Source organism: Ligilactobacillus ubinensis (assembly GCF_024160875.1).
GTDB lineage: Bacteria > Bacillota > Bacilli > Lactobacillales > Lactobacillaceae > Ligilactobacillus > Ligilactobacillus ubinensis.
Genome location: NZ_JAIULA010000010.1, coordinates 1 through 19,662, shown reverse-complemented (window position 1 = coordinate 19,662; position 19,662 = coordinate 1). Strand labels below are relative to the sequence as shown.

General features: G+C 37.0%; 21 protein-coding genes. All 21 read left to right on the top strand.

Going from position 1 to position 19,662, the window contains the following annotated elements; all coding sequences use genetic code 11:
- The first annotated feature begins 62 nt into the window (after positions 1–62).
- The 21 genes from LB941_RS06250 (at position 63) to LB941_RS06150 (ending at position 19,269) form a co-directional block, all read left to right on the top strand.
- Positions 63–635 (top strand): DUF2829 domain-containing protein, encoded by a 573-nt coding sequence (locus LB941_RS06250; RefSeq protein ID WP_253360407.1) that lies wholly within the window; start codon positions 63–65, stop codon positions 633–635.
- 168 nt (positions 636–803) lie between these two features.
- A complete protein-coding gene (locus LB941_RS06245; RefSeq protein ID WP_253360406.1) occupies positions 804–1,454 on the top strand; it encodes a capsid assembly scaffolding protein Gp46 family protein in 651 nt (216 codons plus the stop codon).
- 16 nt (positions 1,455–1,470) lie between these two features.
- Positions 1,471–1,824, top strand: a complete 354-nt coding sequence (locus LB941_RS06240; RefSeq protein ID WP_253360405.1) for a hypothetical protein — start codon at positions 1,471–1,473, stop codon at positions 1,822–1,824.
- Positions 1,825–1,844: 20 nt separating this feature from the next.
- A complete protein-coding gene (locus tag LB941_RS06235) occupies positions 1,845–2,855 on the top strand; it encodes a major capsid protein (protein WP_253360404.1) in 1,011 nt (336 codons plus the stop codon).
- A gap of 12 nt (positions 2,856–2,867) precedes the next feature.
- Positions 2,868–3,020 carry a conjugal transfer protein gene (locus tag LB941_RS06230; RefSeq protein ID WP_253360403.1) on the top strand — a complete coding sequence of 51 codons (153 nt, stop codon included), beginning with the start codon at positions 2,868–2,870 and terminating at the stop codon, positions 3,018–3,020.
- 12 nt (positions 3,021–3,032) lie between these two features.
- Positions 3,033–3,362, top strand: coding sequence for a phage head-tail connector protein (locus tag LB941_RS06225; protein WP_253360402.1), 330 nt, complete (start codon positions 3,033–3,035; stop codon positions 3,360–3,362).
- A complete protein-coding gene (locus LB941_RS06220; protein ID WP_253360401.1) occupies positions 3,359–3,706 on the top strand; it encodes a hypothetical protein in 348 nt (115 codons plus the stop codon). Before LB941_RS06225 ends, LB941_RS06220 begins: the two co-directional genes overlap by 4 nt.
- Positions 3,690–4,280: an HK97 gp10 family phage protein gene (locus LB941_RS06215; protein WP_253360529.1), complete on the top strand. Its 591-nt coding sequence runs from the start codon at positions 3,690–3,692 to the stop codon at positions 4,278–4,280. The genes LB941_RS06220 and LB941_RS06215 overlap by 17 nt, the downstream gene beginning before the upstream one ends.
- A complete protein-coding gene (locus tag LB941_RS06210) occupies positions 4,281–4,646 on the top strand; it encodes a hypothetical protein (RefSeq protein ID WP_253360400.1) in 366 nt (121 codons plus the stop codon). It begins immediately after the preceding gene.
- 13 nt (positions 4,647–4,659) lie between these two features.
- Complete coding sequence (locus LB941_RS06205; protein ID WP_253360399.1) at positions 4,660–5,124, top strand: phage tail tube protein; 465 nt, start codon at positions 4,660–4,662, stop codon at positions 5,122–5,124.
- Between the two features lie 82 nt (positions 5,125–5,206).
- Positions 5,207–5,575, top strand: a complete 369-nt coding sequence (locus LB941_RS06200; protein WP_253360397.1) for a DUF6096 family protein — start codon at positions 5,207–5,209, stop codon at positions 5,573–5,575.
- A gap of 35 nt (positions 5,576–5,610) precedes the next feature.
- Positions 5,611–5,970, top strand: coding sequence for a hypothetical protein (locus LB941_RS06195; protein WP_253360395.1), 360 nt, complete (start codon positions 5,611–5,613; stop codon positions 5,968–5,970).
- Positions 5,960–11,449, top strand: a complete 5,490-nt coding sequence (locus tag LB941_RS06190) for a phage tail protein (protein ID WP_253360393.1) — start codon at positions 5,960–5,962, stop codon at positions 11,447–11,449. Before LB941_RS06195 ends, LB941_RS06190 begins: the two co-directional genes overlap by 11 nt.
- A 14-nt stretch (positions 11,450–11,463) precedes the next feature.
- Entirely contained in the window at positions 11,464–11,826 is a 363-nt protein-coding gene (locus LB941_RS06185; RefSeq protein ID WP_253360391.1) for a DUF6711 family protein, read from the top strand.
- Between the two features lie 14 nt (positions 11,827–11,840).
- Entirely contained in the window at positions 11,841–15,302 is a 3,462-nt protein-coding gene (locus tag LB941_RS06180) for an autotransporter outer membrane beta-barrel domain-containing protein (RefSeq protein WP_253360388.1), read from the top strand.
- 14 nt (positions 15,303–15,316) lie between these two features.
- Positions 15,317–15,754, top strand: a complete 438-nt coding sequence (locus tag LB941_RS06175; protein WP_253360385.1) for a DUF1617 family protein — start codon at positions 15,317–15,319, stop codon at positions 15,752–15,754.
- 2 nt (positions 15,755–15,756) lie between these two features.
- A complete protein-coding gene (locus LB941_RS06170; protein ID WP_253360384.1) occupies positions 15,757–15,987 on the top strand; it encodes a hypothetical protein in 231 nt (76 codons plus the stop codon).
- 55 nt (positions 15,988–16,042) lie between these two features.
- Positions 16,043–16,300: a hemolysin XhlA family protein gene (locus tag LB941_RS06165; protein ID WP_253360383.1), complete on the top strand. Its 258-nt coding sequence runs from the start codon at positions 16,043–16,045 to the stop codon at positions 16,298–16,300.
- An 11-nt stretch (positions 16,301–16,311) separates the two neighbouring features.
- Entirely contained in the window at positions 16,312–16,770 is a 459-nt protein-coding gene (locus LB941_RS06160) for a phage holin, LLH family (RefSeq protein WP_253360382.1), read from the top strand.
- Positions 16,771–16,779: 9 nt separating this feature from the next.
- Positions 16,780–17,808, top strand: a complete 1,029-nt coding sequence (locus LB941_RS06155; protein WP_253360381.1) for a GH25 family lysozyme — start codon at positions 16,780–16,782, stop codon at positions 17,806–17,808.
- 123 nt (positions 17,809–17,931) lie between these two features.
- The gene (locus LB941_RS06150) at positions 17,932–19,269 is read left to right on the top strand and encodes a hypothetical protein (RefSeq protein WP_253360380.1); all 1,338 of its coding nucleotides are present in this window, start codon (positions 17,932–17,934) and stop codon (positions 19,267–19,269) included.
- Positions 19,270–19,662: the final 393 nt, after the last annotated feature.

Sequence of the window (19,662 nt, the reverse complement as noted above, 5' to 3'; positions counted from 1 at the left end):
GAAGTGGTCTTATATCTCACAGCTATGTGTTAAATAGTAGATTATTTTAGGAGGAAAATAACATGAGTAAATTAAATGCTGAAACATCAGAATATGAAGTGGTTAATATTGCTAAACTAAATGCAGAAATTGAACAATTAAAACTAGCTCTAGCGACTACAAATAATACAGTCGTACAACTGGTTAATGCTTTGGAATTAAAAGTTGACAAGGACGATATTGTAAAGCAAATTAACGCTAGTCCAGAAGATATATTGGTTGAAGGCAAAAAGATTCACATTACTGGTGAAACCATGATTGATAATAAGGCTTTCGCAGAGCGAACCAATGGTGTGACTATTGACGCAGGGCAAATTACTGGTGAAACTATAAATGCAAACACAGAAGGCATGGATTTCGGTGAAGCGTTAGAAGCCGTAAAAAATGGTGAAAAAATTGCTCGTCGAGGGTGGAATGGAAAAGGCCAGTATGTTTTCTTAATTGGAGGCATGGAATTAACTGAATTTATTACAAAAAATAAGTTTGGTGATTTTGCACCTGGAGTATTAGCAATTAAAACATCTAATGATGTAACTCAAGTAGGATGGCTAGCAAGCCAAACAGATATGTTTTCCAGTGATTGGTATATAGTTTAACTGTTTTGACCCAAGCAAGTCACTAAACTGCTTAAATCAAATAGCATGCGTGGGTCTGCTAAAGATACCACTTTAGAATCAGCACAATGTGTGGGGCGAAAGCAATGCATGGGGTGCTTTTTTGTGGACTGAATTAGCAGAAATGCGTGGGCGAAAGGAGTTTTAACAATGACAAAAAAGCTACTAAAGATGAATTTACAAATGTTTGCTGACGAAGGTGGAGAAGGTACTGACAATGCCGGTACTGAATCAACTGAAACCACTAAAACAGAAAGCACAGAATCAACTAAAAGCACTGAGACTGAAGTCAAACCATTTAAATCATTTGCTGATGAGAAGGAATTGCAAGCCTACACTGATAAGTTAATTCAGAGTGCGATTAAGACGCACGATGAGAAGAAAGCTATCGAAGGACAGCAACAGAAGTCTTATGAAAAAATGACTGACTTGGAAAAAGCTCAGTACGATAAAGAGCAACTTCAAAAGCAGTTAGCTGAGTCACAGACTCATGCTAAGGTAGTTGAAAATCGCGCAAAGATTACTGAGCGATTGGGTTCAGACGACTTGCCAACAAGTCTAATCAGTGTTTTTGGTGCAGATGTACTAGCTGATGATGAACAGCTTGAAGAAGCGTACAAAAGCGTTTCAAAAGTGTTCAGTGAAAGCTTACAAAAAGCAATTGATAAACGTATTGCCGGTTCAAGTACAACGGTTACTGGCGGGGCAAATAGTGTAAAAAAATCTAATGGAGCAACAGTCGCAGAACAATTTAACAAGGAACAACAGCCAGTTAAGTCCAGCTTATGGGCTACAAAATAAAGGAGGAATTTAAGATATGGCTTATGTAAGAGCAACAGAAACAGTAAATGAAACTAATTTTTTAGCTTCATCTCATTTTATTTCATTTCCACGTCAAGTTGATTCAACTAGCTATGCAGTAACAACTGATGGACGTGGTCGCAAAGTAATACCAGCTGGTACCGTTTATCCAACTAATGATGCTAGCGCAGAAGGTGTAACCATTGACGAAGTAGACGTAACAGACGGTGCACAACCAGTCGGTGTGATTGTAGAAGGCTATATTTTTGGTAAGAAATTACCAGTTGAACCGGCAGCCACTGCTATTACGGCACTAACAAAAATTACTTTTGTTGATGAAACAGCTACTTCAACAACAAGTGGGTCTTAATCAAAGGAGGAATTTAATTTATGACAACAATCGGAGATTTATTTTCACAACACGATTTAATTGATTATTCTTTAAATCGCCAGTATGCACCATTTTTAGGTGATGAATTATTCCCAGCTACTAAGGTTAATTCATTGACCGTTGACGTGCTTAATCGGATGAATAGAACACCAATTATTGCTTCTGTGGCCGCATTTGATGCAGAAGCAGAAATTGGTAGCCGTTCAGCTTCAGAAAAAGTTATTGAATTGGCTTTAATCAAACGCAAAATGCAGATTAAAGAACAAGATTTGTATGCTTTGCTTAACCCACGAACACCAGCAGAAGCAGCATACCTAAAACAACATGTGTTCAATGACTTTGATGTACTTAATCAAGGGGTGTTAGCACGTGTTGAAAAAACAGCTATGGAAGTACTAGCAACAGGGAAAACTACTCTAGCTGATGAAAACGGAAAATTGAGCATCCCACTTGATTATGGTGTTCCCGCTTCACATCAAGAAGCTTTATCTGGGACATCTTTATGGGATACAGATACTGCTGATATTTTAGGGGACATTACACGTTGGTGCGACGCATTGGATATTACTCCTACACGTGCTTTGACAAGTCGCAAAGTATATCGTGCTATTACCACTAATGCTAAAGTGTTGCAAGCAATCTTCGGTACTTCAACACGTGCACTTGGCCAAGCTGATTTTGATGCATTTATGCAATTACAAGGCTTACCAATTATTCGCACATACGATCAAAAGTATAAAGATGGTTCAGGTAAATCATATCGTTACTTCCCTGAAAATCGCATCGTATTGATGAATGATGACCCATTAGGCAACAAAGTGTTTGGACCAACTCCAGAAGAATTAGCACAATTTAACGGTTCAGCTCAAGTAAGTTCAGTTGGTAATGTGTATGACATGATTTACACAGAATCACACGATCCGATCGGTACATGGGAAAAGGCTTCTGCTGTTGCATTGCCTGCATTTGCCGCTGCTGATGAAGTATTTCAAGCACAGGTTTTAGCTTAAGAGGTGCTTTAAATGAAAGCTAAAGTAAAGAATATAGCCATTAGGTACAATGGAAAAAGGTATGAAAAAGGCGAAGAGCTTGTCATTGAACAAAAACATTTCAATGATGAGCTTTTTGTTTGCCTGGATTCAGACAAGAAGGAAAAACAGGCAGTAAAGAAATAGAGGTGACAGTTAATGGCAATACCAGATAAGGCGGGGCAACTTACTAAATTGTACGCACGATTAGGAGTGACTGCTGATTCAGATGATGCAGTAGTAGTTTCTGATATGTTTGATGATGCTATTCAAATGTGTCTCGATTACACTAACCGCACTGACTTTACTACACAAATTCTAATTCAAGCTAAGCGTTTAGCAATTGTTATGTACAATCAACAAGCTAACGAGGGCGAAACTGCTCGGTCAGAAGGCGGTGTATCGCAGACATTTGAAACTGGTATTCCAGCAAACATTCTGGCTGCACTTACACCATACAGAGTTGGTAAAGTGAGGGGATTTTCATGAGATTAAGACTTGGAGATTTGACTACCGTCTATGTTAGAAAGCCACAGCAGACAGTTGACGATGAGGGCAATATTATCACAGGTGGTTGGTCAGATCCAATTGAAATTAAAATGAATATCCAAAGTGCTGGCGGTCAAGTCAACGCACAGGTGTGGGGCAAGCAGCTTAAATACATTAAGTCATGCAAGTACCAAGGCAATGTGCTTAATGAGAACGAAAGCGAGAACTGGGGCGTTTGCTTAAACGCAGCCAAAACAGTTGAACCGGATTACTTGATTAATCAGATTCAGACATATTCAACTCACAAAAATATAACTCTTGAGAAGCGTGATCAAAATGGCTGAAATCGAAATTAAGAGTATGGATAAGCTTGTTGCTAAGCTACAAAAGCTACCCGAAATTTATAAGGATGCTATCTGGGACGGTGCATTTGATGTAGTGGAAAAGACACGAGGATATGCAGTCAGAGAGCTTCAATCTTCTGTTAAACACGGAACCGGTGAGTTAGCGCGTAGCTTGAAATATGAAGTGATTGAAAAAGACGGCAAAATAGTTGGGAGACTTTGGTCAGCTAGCGACGGTGAAAAAACCGGCAGTCTTCGATCAGACAACGATGTTGCGTGGTTCAGAGAACTAGGAACAGGTTTAAATGGTGAAAACTCTCCAAAAGATTTGCCTGAAGGCTTTGCTCCAGTATACAAGCAAGGTCCTTGGCTTATACCAGAAGCTAAATCCGGTGACTTAAGAATGTATGGTATGAAACGTATAAAAATCGGTGATTCTTACTGGTATCCCTCAAATGGTCAAATAGCACGGCCTTTTATTATGCCTTCAATAAGAAAGGTCTCAAATGAGGCTGATGATATTGTTTCTAATCGAATTAATACAGCTTTGCATAATGAATTAGGAGGTGAGTAGTTGGATATCATTAATGTCAAAACAATAGCGTATAAGACTATTAAGTCAGTTACGGATATAAAGCTTGTTACAACAAGTTACCCAGATACCTTTACAGTTTATCCAACGGCTATTTATTCAACTGCTCACAACTCATATTTCAGAGATGGGCAAATGAATGAAAGTCTAACGAAATGGACGATTACTGTTGATTTATTTACCAACTCGGGCAGTTTAACAGATATTACTAATCAGCTCACAGCATTATTTGGTGCTATGGGTTTTTCTAATGACATTGGAGACGAAAATTTGAGTGGAATATCGCGTGTATTTATTAAATTTACCGGAATCGTAGATAACGAAACCGGACGAGTATATGAAAAATAAGGAGGAATAATTAATGTTTAAAATTGATTTACAAAAATTTGCAGACGCGTCAATTGAGGGTCTGTCCGCACAAGGAACTACACTTTCTTATGCAGCACATGGAGCAACTTCTTTTACTACTGTAGCAGGTGTTAAAACAGTGCCTGCTATTGGTGGGTCGCCACAAACGATTGATGTTACTGCTTTGGATGATGATTCAAAAAAGAGTGTAGCTGGATTGCAAAGTGTGTCTAACTTGGCGTTTACGACAGTTTACAAAACATCAAACTTCAGTGCTTTAATTTCTAAAGCTGATGGCAAAACTATCTACGACTGGAAAGTGACTTACCCAGACGGAATGGCAGCTACATTTAGCGGGTCATTCACTTTGGCAACTGCTCAAGCTGCTGTAAACGGTGCAATTGATTTCACCATTACCGTAGTTGTTTCAGATGGGCCTGACTTCACCGCACCCAGTACAGGAACAAGTGGAAGCTAAAACAACAACGTATTATCCAGAATCATAATTTATTAAAACAGAGACGAGATAATGTGAAACGAAAATAGGAGGAATAAAAGAAATGGCAACAAAGAAAGCAATGAAAGAATTCCAATTGGGAGATTTAACATTAGAACTTAAACTTACTACTCAGGACATGGTAGCTATCGAGGCGCGTTTAGGAAATCGCTCACTAATGAGCCTTTTTATGGATGGTGATGGTGCAAAAATGCCATCAATTAAGGATTGTTTGATATTCTTGCAAGGTGCAAATCAAGTACATGGTGTCACTGATGAAAAGATAGCTCAAGCGTTTGAAAAATTCTTACAAGCTGGAAATTCGCCCATAGATTTAATTACTGTAATTAGTGAAGTTTTACAAGAATCAGGTTTTTTCGGCAAAAAGGTCACGCAATCCAAGACCAATTCGGTATTACAACTGGAGAAATAAGTGGAAACACAAAAACGTATAGCAATGTAACGGATTTGATAGAAGATTTATATCCAGTTGCTGTTCAGTATGGTGTGGACGCTGAAAGATTTTGGGGTATGAGCTTCAAAGAAGTTATGATACAAACCCTTGCTAATAGAAAGAATCGAATAGATGAAATGAAATTTAGAGCTATGATGGATCATCAGCAAGCCAATCTAATTGCTTTTGCGTTTAATGACCCTAACAAGATGCCTAAGCCAGAAGAAGCTTATCCATTCTTGAGAGACGAAAAACAAAAGCAAGCTGAACAAGCACCTGAATGGAAAAAAGATCAGATGCAATTAATGGCTCAAGCAGCAAGAGTTAAAGCATTTAACAAACTAAAGAAAGGGGGAACAGAGCATGGAACTTGAAAGCCTTGAAACGATATTTAAGGTTGATTGGAGTAATGTAAAAGAACAGCTTCAAAAAATGCAAGAAACATTTCAACAGTTTGGCGATTTAACAGCTACTACAGCCCAACAATCGATGCAAAAAACTGAACAGGCAATGGATTTATCTGAAGGATTGCGTAAAATTCAAGAAGAAATTCGACAGGTCGGACAAACAGTTACTGAATCATTCAGCAAAATATCTGAAGGTGCACGTACTGGGTCAGAAAAAATTAGCTTAAATGCGGGCAAAATGTTTAGTGGAACGAAACAGCAAGTCGGTACAGATTTACAGGCCGTAATAGCCGAAATTAACGCTAAGATGCAACAAGCTAGAGCAGCTCAAGCTAAGATGAATGATTTAATAGGTCAAAAGAGTTCATTGAGTACCGCACAGCGAAACGGCTCCGAAGGTGTTAAGTTTGATAGCCAAATAGCTACAGCGCAAGCACAAATGACACGTTATCAAAACCAAGCTAAAGCATTAGCACAAGCAATGAAAGGCGAGTTTAATGCAGTTCCTGAATCGCTACAACGTATCGCTAAAGCGATGGACCAGAATGAAGTTAAGATAGAAGCCTATCGGAAAGATTTAACTAGATTAAGTGCACAACTAAAGGAAATGCAACAAACACCAAATTCAATGCAAAATGATAAGTGGGCTAATAGTTATGCTAAAGTTGAACGGGCAATCATTGGCACGCGAGAAAAAATGAACAAACTCATTTCATCTAGTGATAGCTTAAATGATGCGTATACTTATGTAGAAAAACGTGGGGCAGCGCTTAGCAACGTTGTAGGAACGCTGAATACAGAGCTAAATCAAGATAGTACAAATGCACGTAGAGCAGCTACCTACATGAACGAAATGGGTAGTGCTGCTAGTCGTGCAAGCATGAACATGAGCAAGATGTCAGGTGGAAAGTTTGGCAATTTCTTCAATAAAATAAAATCTGCTATTAGTAGTGCAAGCAGTAGCATGAAAACATTTGGTAAAGATAGTGAGTCGTCAATGAACATGGCTTCACGTTCTAGCAAAGATTATTCTGGCGTGATTAACGGTATAAGAATGCAGCTTGCATTTTTACCAGGTCAGATAATTGTTTTTGGATTGCTTTATAATGGAATTTCACAGTTAGCAACGGGCATGTTATCAGCTTTCAAAACTAATACGCAGTTTTCTAGTAGTTTAAACCAGATTCAAGTAAATCTGCTAACTGCATTCTATCCAATTTATACTTATGTTTTACCGGCAGTCAATGCACTGATGAACGCATTATCTAAAGCCACTTCTTATATTGCACAATTTACCGCTGCATTATTTGGTATGAGTAATAGTGCTGCTAAGAGTGGGGCTTCAAGTTTATATTCGCAAATTAAAGCAATGAACGATACAAGTTCGTCTAGCTCTAGTGCTTCTAAAGCTATTAAAGAAGCAAATAAACAAATCACCGCTTCTAATAAAGCAAATAAGGAAGCTGTTGCTGAAGCTAACAAACAAATTACTGCTTCTAACAAGGCTGCTACAAAATCCTACGAAGAGCAAAAAAAAGCTGCTGAAGAATTATCAGAATCGTTACAAGGTTTTGACGAGCTTAATGTGCTTGATAGTAATCAATCTAACGATCTTACTAAACCTGATGCACAATCTAAGGAAACATATACACCACAATCTCTTGAAAGTACGGATACAGATAGTGATTCAGATGATGATGGCTTAGATTTTAATACACCAACTACTCAGTTTGCTGGATTACAAGATACGGTTAACAAATTCAAAAAGCTATTAGGTGAGTTATTCGATCCTATGCAAGAGGCATGGAATAGTAAAGGCAAAGAGGCTACCGAAGCTGCTAAATACGCATGGGAAGAAGTAAAACGTGCCTTAGAAGATGTTGGAACATCATTCTTGCATGTTTGGGATAATGGTACTGGCGAAAAAACAATAGAGTTATTGCTTCAATTGTTAGCTGATATGTTGAATATTATTGGCGATATTGGTAAAGCGTTCGATGAAGCGTGGAATCACGGCAATGCTGGTACTAAGTTGATTCAGACGATTTTTGACTCATTAAATGATGTACTAGTATTACTGCATGATGTTGCTACATCGTTCAGGCAAGCATTTAATGATAACAATCTTGGCGAACAGATAATCAGTAGTCTTATTAAGTTAGCAACTACGCTATTTGATATTATTGGTGATATAGCCAAAGCATTTGACCAGGCTTGGCAAAAAGGTGATGCAGGGACTGACATGTTCAAAGCAATTCTTAATGTGGCTAATCAACTATTAGTTTTGCTGAATAATATTGCTACATCTTTCCGTAACGCATTTAACGATGGAACTGGTGAAAAAATATTCTCAAATATTTTAGGAATTGTTACCGATGTATTTGATGTTATTGGAAACCTTGCTAGTCAATTTGATAAGGCTTGGCAGCATGGAAATACTGGTACCTCAATCTTTAAAACACTATTAGGCATGGTGAATGATATGCTTGGTGCTTTAAAAGATATGGCTGATTATACAGTGAAATGGTCATCTAAACTTGATTTCTCGCCATTACTACAATCGTTAGATGATTTATTAAGTGCAATAAGACCTGTCACCAAAGACGTTTTTGATGGTATTGATTGGGCCTATAAAAATATTCTTTTACCATTGGCTAAATACTATATATCAGAATATTTACCACAATGGTGGGAAGACTTGGCAGCGGCATTTAAACTAGTTGGTTCAATCATTAATGCTGCAAAACCTGCATTTCAGTGGATATGGGATTCATTCTTTGAACCAATAGCAAAGTGGACTGGTGGTGTGATAGTTGCAGTTATGAAAGACTTAGCTTCTATTATGAGTGGATTAGCAGATATTATAGACAAACATAAAACTGCGTTTGAATTAGTTGCAAAAGCAATTGTAACGATGCTAACAGTTAAATTAGTTGCTGGCGGTTTAGACAAAGGTGTGGGGCTAGTTGGAAAGTTAGCAGACGGTGCCACTATATTATCTGGTAACAAACATTTATTAATGGACTTCTTTGGTAAAATAACAGGACTATCTGATTTAAAATCAGCAGTTACAAATTTAAAAACTATAAAAGATGTTACAAAAGAACTGGTGGTCCAGAACTGGCAAAACTTTGTAGCAGATGCTAAGAATCTTGCAAGTATAACATGGTCATCATTCACAAAAATTGGAACACTCATAATTGATTTATCAAAGGCTACTTGGGGAGAATTCATGACCTATGTCAGCGGCATGAAAAAATTGGCGCAAATGAGCTGGTCAGGATTAGTTACAGCCGCTTCAGCTATTAAAAATTGGGGCGGATGGTCTAAAGCTGCTGCAGTAGGACAAGCAGCTCTAAACGTAGTCATGGATGCTAATCCTTTTGTTTTACTAGCAAGTGCAATTGCTGCCATTGTTGTTGCTTTAGCAGCATGGTGGTTAAGCGATGATAAGAATCGAAAGAAAGTAGCTAAGGCATGGGATAGCTTTAAAACTTCAATGGGTCAAAAGTGGGATGATTTAAAAACAGATGCAAAAGAAAAATGGGGGAAAATTAAAGAACATATTAGCGATGCGGCGGAAGATGCTAGAAAGAACGCTAAAGATTCATGGGATAAGTTAAAAGAAAAGACTAGCACTACGTGGGATGATTTAAAAACAAGCACTTCTGACAAATGGACTACAATCAAAGAAAACATTGGCTCACTTGCTGGAACTGCACGTGATAAAGCAGGCGGTGCTTGGGATACAATTAAATCTCATACAAGTGACGCATGGTCAAATGTTAGTGATGGGACTCATTCCACATGGCAATCGATTCATGACAAAATCAGTAATATGTCCGATCAAGCAAAGACCAAGGCATTAACGGCATGGCAAAATTTGCAAGATAACACACCTGGGTATTTTAGAAACATTAAAGGGTATGCGAGTGATGCGTGGACTACTATTACTCAAGGTGCTGGTGGTTTAGGCTCTAATATAGCTTCAGGAATCAGAAGTGGATTTCAATTTGTACAAGATGCCATGTCAGATTTAAAGAAATATATTATTGATCCTGTCAAAAAAGCAGTTGGAAAAATAAAAGATGGTATTGATTGGGTTTTGAGCAAGTTAGGTGCCGGAAGTACAAGTTGGGGCCTATTTAGTTGGGCAAGTGGTACAGCCAATCACCCTGGTGGATTAGCTATGGTCAACGATGAAAATAGTTCTAATTATCGAGAGTCATATCAATTACCTAATGGCAAGCAAGGAATTTTCCCAGATGTACGAAACTTAGTATTACCATTGCCTGCAGGGACCCAAATTAAGTCTGCTTCAGAAACGCAACAATCATTAAGTCAAATCATGCCACACTATGCAACTGGCATTGGTAGTTTTGATTTTGATTTCAGCGGGTTAGATGCATTAGCTAACATTGATTGGAGCAGTATTTTCAGTGGTATTACAAGCACAGTGGGTGATGCTTTCGACACAGTTTTAGAAGATGTAACACATCCACAAAAGTTACTTGATTATATTGCTGATAAATTCATGTCATACGATTGGGGCTGGACTGATACTCAAACTAAACTAGCTAAAGGCTCAGTTGGTACACTTGAAAATGGATTAACAGACTGGGCTTCAAATATTCTAGAGAAATTTGGCATAGGTACGCAAGAAGGTTCTGGAGCCGCTGGTTGGACTGATGCTGTAAGAAAAGCTCTGGCTAAATTAAGTTTGCCTACAACTGATGAGTATGTAAATGCGTGGGTAAAACAAATTAACACCGAATCAGGCGGTAATGAAAAGGCTATGGGTGGCAATGATGGTTTATCCGATGGCAATGCTGAAGGATTACTACAAGTTAAACCGGGTACATTTGCTGCTTATCACCTATCCGGATATAACGATATCTGGAAAGGCTGGGATAATATGCTGGCCGGCATTAATTACGCTAAGCATCGTTATGGATCAACAGGAATGCTTTCAGTAATTGGTCACGGTCATGGTTACGAAAATGGGGGATTGGTAACAGAAGAAAACTTATACCCTCTTGCGGAAGGAAATAAGACTGAGATGGTATTACCATTGACCAACAAAGGTAGAACATTGCAATTGATTAAAGAAGCTATGAGTTATATTGGTGAAAACTTTACTAGTGGTTTGCAGATGCCAACAACCTTAACAGCAGATACTAATTTAAGCAGTCTCGAAACTTCTGTAAATACTAATTCAAACACTGCTAGTCAGATTCAAACTACTAATTTAGAACAACTAGGTTCTACTATTGTTAATGGGCTTTTACAAGGATTACAATTATTTACTAATCAAAGTTCAGACAATTCTCAAACGTCAAACATTACATTAAATCTCAATGTTGATACAACTAAATTCGGACAACTTGCTATTAAAGGTATTAATACAGTTAATGCTCAAAATGGCAAGAATATGTTGAATATATAGGGGGTGAGTAACTTATGTCTTATTATTTATCAATCAATGGGGTACAGGTGAAAGCTCCAGCTTCTCTCGAAGTGGCAATTCAAGATATTGACACCAAAGCTTCACGTGATGCGAATGGATTACTTCATCGTGATCGTGTGGCTATTAAAAGAAAACTCACTGTAAAGTGGGGGCCATTAACTGTTTCTGAATGTAGCATGATTTTAAAAGCTATATCAGAACAGTTTTTTTCTTGCTCATATCTTGACCCACAAGAGGGTGGTATAGTCACTAAAACATTTTATACAGGCGACAGAACTATGCCGTTTTACACGTTCAACCCGGCAACAACGGAATATGTATGGCAAAATCTGTCAGCTGATTTCATTGAACAGTAAGGGGGTGAAAATTATTGATAATACAAAGTGATGCAGCAATTGCCGCATGGCGTGCTACAGAACGAACATTAGATGCCAAAGTTACTATTACAGATAGTAGTGGTAATGAAACTGATTATGCAACAAGTGATATTACTTCGATCGCCTATGATTCAGGCGCGTGGACTGGTGACACATTTAGCATTGGCTCAACGTATGAGAATAACATAACTGTAACTTTCGCACATTTAGTAGAAGGATTAGAGCAAGGATATAAAGTAACAGCTAAAATAGGAATTAAATTGCCTGATGAAACGTATGAGTATGTTTCGTTAGGTGTTTTTATTATCAGTGATGATATTGAAATGGACCGCAACAACGATATTACAACGATTAAATGTTATGACCAATTCAGTTTAATGGAAGGAACATATACTTCTTCGTTAACTTATCCGGCTAAACTAACAGATGTTATTGCAGAAATTGCAAATAATGCAGGCGTTGAGTTAAACACTGATGAAATAGCGGAATTGCCTACTCAATCTGATTTATCAAGTGAAATTAGCAGTCAAACATATCGGGTAGCAATCGGGTGGATAGCCCAATTCTATGGCGGTTTTGCGATGTTTGACCGCAACGGAAAACTAACCATTAGAACTACCACTAGTCCTAACTACATTTTAGATGCTAGCCAATATGAACAAAGCGGATTAACTAAAAATGAAGCAACGTATAAAATTGGTGGCATGTCTGTTTCTGTTACAACGTCCACGACAGATTCAACTGGTGAAAGCAGTGAAACGACATCTACGTTGACCACTGGTGAAACTACTGGCTCACAAATAGAATTGACCAATAACGTTATGACACAAACAAGGCTAGATAATATCTGGTCAACAATTAAGAATATAACATTTTATCCGTTTGATTTAACCTGGTTTGGTAATCCTGCAATTGAAGCTGGTGACTGGTTAACATTAAAGGATACTAAAGACAATAGTTTTAACGTGCCTAACAACTCATATACAATGACTTTCGATGGTGGACTAACAGCGACTTCTAAAGCTGACCAAACATCTACTTCAAGCAGTAGCTATTCGTATTCGGGCACATTATCGCAAACAGTCAAGGAACTAGCTGGACGTATTGGGGCTACTGGAAATTACATTTATGGTGAAGACGTAACAGAAGAACCGACTGGGGCTAAGATTAATGATGAATGGTACAAGCAGAATGGTAACAAGATAGAGTTATGGCGTTACGTAAAACAGTCTGACGGTACTGGTAAATGGACGTTGATTGTTAGTGATTTAACTGGTGTTGAAATTAGCCAACAAGTTACTACAGCTCAACAAGACGCTATCACAGCAACTACTGCAGCGAATACCGCGGTAGATACAGCTAATATGTCGTTAACTACAGCTACAAATGCAGTTGTTACAGCTCAAACCGCAAGTGATACAGCAACAGCGGTTCAAGAACAAGTTACCACCCTTAAGGGTGGTTCTGCTATAACTTTAGCGGAACTCGAAAACGGACTAGCTACTAAAATTTCAAGCGATGAGTTTACATCATATAAAACTCAAACGGATAATGCCTTGATAAATAAGGTGAGCAGTACAGATTTTGCGTCTTATCAAACTCAGACAGACAGTGCTATTCAACAAAGAGTAACGAGTGATACTTTTAACGCAGAGACAACAACTTTATCTAATATGATCAATAGCAAAGTAACCGCTGGTGGAGATGTAACAAATATATGTCTTAATCCGTATTTTAGCGACGGTTCTACAACTGGGTGGTCTGGTATTGCTGGTGTAAGTACAGGAAACGGTTCCAGTCCTACAAAATATTATGCCGGACAAGTTCAAAGAGATGCATACTATGGTGATTGGTTTAATGTCGTAAAAGGTGATGTGTACTATATCCAAGGCTTCGCATGGACTGATAATTCTACAAATTTATTTAATATTGGTCTTACATTTACAGACTCATCCGGCACTAATACACAAATTTGGAGAGCACCAATAAAATTTGCGGTCGTAGCGGCTAGCTCATCATCTACAAAAACAGGATCAATCGCAATTCCTGACGGTTATGATAAAGCAAAAATATGGACACAGATTGATGCCACATCTAACTTTGGAGAGTGGTGGTTTACTAATATTTATGTGGGCCGGACAGCGCCTGCAGGAGAAATGTATTCCCAAATGCAACAGTTATCCAATAACATTAACCTACGTGTACAGAAGAATGATGTTATTAATCAGATTAATATATCCACAGAGTCAATACTGATTGCTGGTAGCAAAGTCCACATCACGGGCACAACCACGATAGACGACGCAGTGATTACCAGCGCTATGATTTCTAGTCTATCCGCAAGCAAGCTAACTGCAGGCACAATTGATGCTAGCACTATTACAGTGATTAACTTGGACGCGGATAATATTACTAGTGGGACGATAAGTGGTACTAATTTGTCACTAAATTTAGGTACTGGGGAAGTTTCGTTTCAAAAAGGGTCAATTAAGAGTAGCTCAGGGACGATAGACTTAGAAATTGCGGACGGAACGTTATCGGTAACAAATTCGAGTGGAGATGGAGTCTTTTTCAAGAGTGGCACAATGTCATTAACGAGTGAAGCATTATTCGATTCTAGCGGTTCAGTAAAATATGGAAAAATTGCACTAGACACGAATATTTTAGCTCAATCAAAAAATGGTATGCACATCACTGGTACTAACGGTGTTCATATAGACACACTAAATTCCACTTGGGATGGATTAGGGGTAGCTAGTATGCTTGCAGCTAATAAAGTAGGAAGTTCAATAGGTATTTCGACTGACGGAAGAATTTTAATCGGTGGTAATAATATCATACAAATTCTAGGCGGTGCTAGCTATGGCAGTATGAACGTTTTACCAGCTTTATATGTCGGAAGCGATTCAAGTGGCACAGAAAGTATCGGAAAAGGCAAAAATATTTTTGCAGCTGCTGATAATATTTATTTTAACACTAATAGTAACGTATCAGTCACCGGTGGTGGATTTATTGCTACCGCAGGTGGCTCACATATCCAAAATACACGTATAGATAATGAATTATGGGTAAACGGAAACTTTTCAGTTTCAGGCACTAAAAATGCCGTAGTAGAAACCACTGCGGGTTGGGTAAATATAAATGCCTATGAAACGGCAGAATACTATTTTGGCGACATAGGCTTTGCAAACACGAGTTCAGGCTCAAAAGTTAAAATCACATTTGATAGTCTATTTCTCGAAACAATCAATACAGCAGTTGACTACCATGTATTTATATCGAGTTATGGCAACGGCTATGCTTGGTGTTCTGAACGTGGGGCAGACTATTTCGTTATTGAGTCAAACGTACCAAATTTAGATATTAGTTATGAAGTTAAGGCAAAACGTAAAGGCTATGAAAATGACCGTTTAGAAATTAATACTGCAATGGAAAATACAGGCGCAGCAGCCTAAAAGGAGAAAAAACAATGAGTAAATTAATTGAGTTTAAGAACGCAGATTTAGTACCAGTAGGAAACTTTTTGGCAGGGCTGAAGTTGAAAGGAAAAGCGAGTCGTGGGCGTACTAAGCTGATTAAGCTATTGGAAGATAAAAATAAGGAATACAACGAAGATAGAGAAGAAATCCGTGACCCTTATTTTGAACATGATGATAAAGGCGAGAGAGTAACAAAAGATAATGCTTATGTTCTGAAAGACAAAACCAAAGAAAAAGATTTAAACAAAGAACTTATTGACTTAGCAAATGAAAATTCCAAGATTGAGTTCACGGAATATTCAGAAAAATTCAAGGCGTTGTACGACGGACTTAACAATTATGATTATGAGTTATCCAACACAGACGCAGCGCTTTATGACTTAGTACTAGACCAATTAGAAAACAACTTTGAAAAGGAGAATGATTAATTATGACAATTTCACTAAATAGATTAGCTTATAGCTTCGGCACGGATGGCACTACATCAGCAGTTCAAGTAGGCTTGAATGGTTCAGAAGATAGTAATTCAGTTAGTGCTACTTTGCAGATTACGGCTAGTGACTTAGCAAGCGGTCAAACACTGGATGCTATGACTAAATCAGACTTTGAAACACTTGCTAAGTCCAAGCTAGCCACACTCACAGCAGCAACTACAGCCTAAGAGCTTATTTTTTTACAAAAACTTCGGGTGGGGCGGTTGGTGTTGGAGGTGAGATATGCCAGAAAAAGATGATGTAAATGTAATTGGATTACTGATGGATATCCAACAAAGGCTAGCTAAGGTGGAAACTAACACAAGTGGTATCAATGATACTGCCAAGAAAGCAGAAGATGCGTACAACCTTAGTAAGCAAAATGAGTCTGATATTAATGATTTAAAATCTAATAGCACGTGGTGGCAGCGCACAATGTGGGTTGCTATTATTTTGCCAGTCGCGTTATTTTTAATTGAACAACTTTTAGCAAATAAATAGGAGGAAACAAAATGAACACACAAAATATTACAGAAATTATTATCGCTTTAGTAGTGGCTATTATTGGAGGAACTACACCATACGTGGTCAAATTTATTAAATCCAACAAAACAGCTCAAACGTTAGTGTCAGTATTGCCAACACTAGCAAAAGATGCCGTTATTGCTTTACAAAAATTAGGTGTTACAACGTATATTGAAGGCGAGTTAAAGAAGTCTAAAGCGGTCACTTATGTTGAAACAGCACTCAAAAAATTAGGTTTTAAGTCAACTGACGCAATAACTATTGAGAATGCGGTTGAAAGTGCTTATGCAGAATTAACCAAAGACGGTACATTAGCGCAATACACACAAAAAACAGAAGCAGAAGAAACCGCCGAAACAAAGGCTACACAATTAGCAACGGCTAAGACAGCTTTAGCAAATGCGCAAGCTAAAGTTGCAGAATTGGAAAGTGCCACTGCAAAATAGGAGGTTACTATGAAAAAGAGAATATTTCTAGGAGTACTCGCATTCGTGAGTGCTTTTTTCTTTGCGATTAATGTACACGCTGCACGAACTGATATGATTGATATTTCCTCTCATAATAATAACGGAAACACTATCACAACAGAGCAATACGCTAGTTTGAGAAATAACTACGGTGTTAAGGCTGTGGTTGTTAAACTGAGTGAGGGAACAACGTATACTTGGTCTAAGGCTGCTGCTAACGTTTCAAACGCTAATGCAGCCGGTCTTTATACAAATGGCTATCATTATGCAAGATATACAACCACTTCAAAAGCAACTGAGGAAGCTCAAAACGCCGTTGCTGCTGCTAAAAACGCTGGGCTTGGTGTTGGTTCTGTAATCGTGGCGGACGTTGAAGCTGACGAACAAAAAGCCTTAACCAAGAGTCAAAACGATTTAGATAATATGGCGTTTGAAGCTGTGGTAGAAAATGCAGGATATCGTTTTGATCTATACACCATGGAATCAATGGTCAATTCAAAAATGACTATCGCAGACGGCAGTGGGTGGATTGCTAAATATCCAAAAAATGTTACGATCGATTTATTTACTAACCGGAATGGTTGGCAATTCAGTTCTAAAATGACGTTTAACGGTCTGTATGGTTACTATGATGTATCGCAGCTTTACACCAACTATTACACAGCTAACCAAGATCGAAATGCTGTTATTTCAAATTCAGATACAACGGACGTTTCAAAGGTTACTAAAAAGACTGTAACTACAACTAGTTCAACATCTGGTACGTTCAAAGATGGAAGTTATACTATCACACGTCAAAACGGTACGTTCTATCCAAATCAAACGTTGCGGATATTCAAGTATCCGGGTAGCCAAGCTACAGGCAAATATTACTACAAAGGTGAGCATGTGATCTATGACGGCTATGTACACGTAGGAAACTATATTTATGTTAGCTACAAAACATCAACAGGTTATCATCACTATATAGCTGTACGATACGCTCCAACTAGACGTGCGTTAGGCACATTTAAATAGTGTGATATAATTAAATGACCAACAAACATTGTAAAAGCCTACTCGATTAATTTCGGGTAGGCTTTTTTGTTAGTGACTATTTTTTCTTGAAAGTATATTATATGAAATATAGGAGGAAATGTAATGAAGAAAGAAAGTTTGTCGATTTATTTAAACTCGTTTTTAAATAAAGTGGCCGGAATTAATTCACAATTGAAACTGGTTGAAAAATCTACGATTAATGAAAGGTTTACTTTTTTAGATAATAAAGATGATGCGGAAGATTTAAAAGTTTTAGAAAAAGTCATTTATCTATTACATAATGATCAAAAATTATCAGAAAATGATGATAGAAAAACAATTGATTTTTATAATAGAATTTCAATAAAAATCAATTCAGGAGATTCAAATAAAATTTTGATTGTAAAAAATAAAAACGATGGGTACATGCTCTATTTGTTCTCAAGATTCAGATATTTAGAAAAGAATTTAATTCAAGAAAGGCAGCTACTTCTTGGTGCAATCGTACAGAGTCTATGTTCAAGCTTTGAACAATTGATTTTGGCATTTTATGAAGAGGCGTTATTAATGAAGAAAGATGGAGGCGTTTCAGAAAAAACCTTAAAATTTAGTGAAATAAATGATTTTAATGATGTCAATGAAATAAAAAAATATTTAGTAAAAGAAAAAATTGCAAAAAATGCTTACAAAAGTTTTAGAAATTGGTTTAAGATAGTAATAGATGAATGTGCAAATGAAAAGTATGAAACATTATTAAAGAAAGACAGAAATTTCAAAGAACTAATTGAAAAAGTAGCAGAAATATATGCAACTCGCAATATATTTGTTCATAATAACAGCATCATAAATATGCAGTATATTCAATTATCAAAAAATTCGGAAGCTAAAGTAGGAGAAACTAAAAGTATTGGGTTTAAGTATACGCAAGAGACTGCTAATTATTTTTTAAGACTGTTTTTTAAATTTTTAGTATTATTAAATGAAAAAAATGATGTATTCAAAAAACAAGATTTTTTCGATAATTCATTAGACCAAATGATAAACTGCATGCAAGAATATCCTAATGAAATTGGCGAATTAATTCATCATATCTTAAAAAAAATAAGTAACGATCAATATAATTATGATTTTAAAAATTTATTTTTTGTGGCCATAAACTTATGGCTTTGTTTTAAATTTTCAGATGAAAATTTAAATTTAGATGACGTTGATTTTGTTCAACTATCTCAAAAATTCAAAGGAAAATTTAAAAGTGAAGAAGACAAGAAGTACTATGATTACCCACTATCTTTAATGGAAAATGAAGAAAAAAGTGTTATTATTGATAATGCAATAAATTGTTTAGAAACTTGCAAAGATGAAAATGAAATGTTGAATTCGTTTAATCAGCCTATATTTGATTTCGTAAGAAACGAAGAAAAAGTAATTGACTATATACGAAAAAAGCGTTATATTATTTGATAGATGAACGAATAAAAACTTTGAATTTCAGGGGGTAATTATTATGTTATTGCCAAATGATGAGCTATTACAAAAAAATGTAACAGAAATTTTTTCAGATGATGCAGACAATTTTTTAATGAATAACTGTGACACCACGGATTAGAAAGTTTAATATTCAATAGAACTAGAATAATGCTCATGAACACCATTCAGTGTTTATAGTATCTTGAAAGCTAACTACCCCCTCTGTTAAAGCAAGAGTGGGGTTTTTTGTGCGCTTTCATTTTAGCTTTTTATTTTCTATATATACAAATAGTAGAAACACGTTTTAAAATAATAGTGCTGCAGTTAATTAATTAATAAAATACTATTGATAGTGTTAAGATAGGAGTATCATATAATCTTTGCTAA

What these genes read in the sequence shown, in the direction of transcription:
- LB941_RS06190 (WP_253360393.1), top strand. Translation starts at nt 5,960, where the DNA reads ATGGAACTTGAAAGCCTTGAAACGATATTTAAGGTTGATTGGAGTAAT.
- LB941_RS06230 (WP_253360403.1), top strand. Translation starts at nt 2,868, where the DNA reads ATGAAAGCTAAAGTAAAGAATATAGCCATTAGGTACAATGGAAAAAGG.
- LB941_RS06150 (WP_253360380.1), top strand. Translation starts at nt 17,932, where the DNA reads ATGAAGAAAGAAAGTTTGTCGATTTATTTAAACTCGTTTTTAAATAAA.
- LB941_RS06235 (WP_253360404.1), top strand. Translation starts at nt 1,845, where the DNA reads ATGACAACAATCGGAGATTTATTTTCACAACACGATTTAATTGATTAT.
- LB941_RS06160 (WP_253360382.1), top strand. Translation starts at nt 16,312, where the DNA reads ATGAACACACAAAATATTACAGAAATTATTATCGCTTTAGTAGTGGCT.
- LB941_RS06175 (WP_253360385.1), top strand. Translation starts at nt 15,317, where the DNA reads ATGAGTAAATTAATTGAGTTTAAGAACGCAGATTTAGTACCAGTAGGA.
- LB941_RS06170 (WP_253360384.1), top strand. Translation starts at nt 15,757, where the DNA reads ATGACAATTTCACTAAATAGATTAGCTTATAGCTTCGGCACGGATGGC.
- LB941_RS06225 (WP_253360402.1), top strand. Translation starts at nt 3,033, where the DNA reads ATGGCAATACCAGATAAGGCGGGGCAACTTACTAAATTGTACGCACGA.
- LB941_RS06245 (WP_253360406.1), top strand. Translation starts at nt 804, where the DNA reads ATGACAAAAAAGCTACTAAAGATGAATTTACAAATGTTTGCTGACGAA.
- LB941_RS06155 (WP_253360381.1), top strand. Translation starts at nt 16,780, where the DNA reads ATGAAAAAGAGAATATTTCTAGGAGTACTCGCATTCGTGAGTGCTTTT.
- LB941_RS06205 (WP_253360399.1), top strand. Translation starts at nt 4,660, where the DNA reads ATGTTTAAAATTGATTTACAAAAATTTGCAGACGCGTCAATTGAGGGT.
- LB941_RS06165 (WP_253360383.1), top strand. Translation starts at nt 16,043, where the DNA reads ATGCCAGAAAAAGATGATGTAAATGTAATTGGATTACTGATGGATATC.
- LB941_RS06250 (WP_253360407.1), top strand. Translation starts at nt 63, where the DNA reads ATGAGTAAATTAAATGCTGAAACATCAGAATATGAAGTGGTTAATATT.
- LB941_RS06185 (WP_253360391.1), top strand. Translation starts at nt 11,464, where the DNA reads ATGTCTTATTATTTATCAATCAATGGGGTACAGGTGAAAGCTCCAGCT.
- LB941_RS06220 (WP_253360401.1), top strand. Translation starts at nt 3,359, where the DNA reads ATGAGATTAAGACTTGGAGATTTGACTACCGTCTATGTTAGAAAGCCA.
- LB941_RS06200 (WP_253360397.1), top strand. Translation starts at nt 5,207, where the DNA reads ATGGCAACAAAGAAAGCAATGAAAGAATTCCAATTGGGAGATTTAACA.
- LB941_RS06240 (WP_253360405.1), top strand. Translation starts at nt 1,471, where the DNA reads ATGGCTTATGTAAGAGCAACAGAAACAGTAAATGAAACTAATTTTTTA.